The 1,427-nt window shown below is 56.5% G+C and carries 1 rRNA gene; it reads left to right on the forward strand.

Annotation, left to right across the window (positions count from 1 at the left end):
• Positions 1–1,392, forward strand: a 23S ribosomal RNA gene (locus tag ACZ66Z_RS36715); the annotation flags it as partial.
• Between the last annotated feature and the right edge of the window lie 35 nt (positions 1,393–1,427).

Here is a 1,427-nt window from a genome sequence, read left to right on the forward strand (position 1 = left end):
CTGAGACCTGATGCCGAGCCGATTGTGGTGAAGTGGATGATCCTATGCTGTCGAGAAAAGCCTCTAGCGAGTTTCATGGCGGCCCGTACCCTAAACCGACTCAGGTGGTCAGGTAGAGAATACCGAGGCGTTCGGGTGAACTATGGTTAAGGAACTCGGCAAAATGCCCCCGTAACTTCGGGAGAAGGGGGGCCACGCCTGGTGAGGGGATTTACTCCCTGAGCTGGGGGTGGCCGCAGAGACCAGCGAGAAGCGACTGTTTACTAAAAACACAGGTCCGTGCGAAGCCGTAAGGCGATGTATACGGACTGACGCCTGCCCGGTGCTGGAACGTTAAGGGGACCGGTTAGCTCCATTTCGGTGGGGCGAAGCTGAGAACTTAAGCGCCAGTAAACGGCGGTGGTAACTATAACCATCCTAAGGTAGCGAAATTCCTTGTCGGGTAAGTTCCGACCTGCACGAATGGCGTAACGACTTCTCGACTGTCTCAACCATAGGCCCGGTGAAATTGCACTACGAGTAAAGATGCTCGTTTCGCGCAGCAGGACGGAAAGACCCCGGGACCTTTACTACAGTTTGATATTGGTGTTCGGTTCGGCTTGTGTAGGATAGGTGGGAGACCGTGAAGCCGTGACGCCAGTCATGGTGGAGTCGCCGTTGAAATACCACTCTGGTCGTGCTGGATGTCTAACCTCGGTCCGTGATCCGGATCAGGGACAGTGTCTGATGGGTAGTTTAACTGGGGCGGTTGCCTCCCAAAGGGTAACGGAGGCGCCCAAAGGTTCCCTCAGCCTGGTTGGCAATCAGGTGTTGAGTGTAAGTGCACAAGGGAGCTTGACTGTGAGACCGACGGGTCGAGCAGGGACGAAAGTCGGGACTAGTGATCCGGCGGTGGCTTGTGGAAGCGCCGTCGCTCAACGGATAAAAGGTACCCCGGGGATAACAGGCTGATCTTCCCCAAGAGTCCATATCGACGGGATGGTTTGGCACCTCGATGTCGGCTCGTCGCATCCTGGGGCTGGAGTCGGTCCCAAGGGTTGGGCTGTTCGCCCATTAAAGCGGTACGCGAGCTGGGTTTAGAACGTCGTGAGACAGTTCGGTCCCTATCCGCTGTGCGCGTAGGAATATTGAGAAGGGCTGTCCCTAGTACGAGAGGACCGGGACGGACGAACCTCTGGTGTGCCAGTTGTCCTGCCAAGGGCATGGCTGGTTGGCTACGTTCGGGAGGGATAACCGCTGAAAGCATCTAAGCGGGAAGCCTGCTTCGAGATGAGTATTCCCACCTCCTTGAGAGGGTAAGGCTCCCAGTAGACGACTGGGTTGATAGGCCGGATGTGGAAGCCTCGTAAGGGGTGGAGCTGACCGGTACTAATAGGCCGAGGGCTTGTCCTCAGTTGCTCGCGTCCACTGTGTTAGTTCTGAAGCAA

This window comes from Streptomyces sp. NPDC107498 (genome assembly GCF_055582805.1).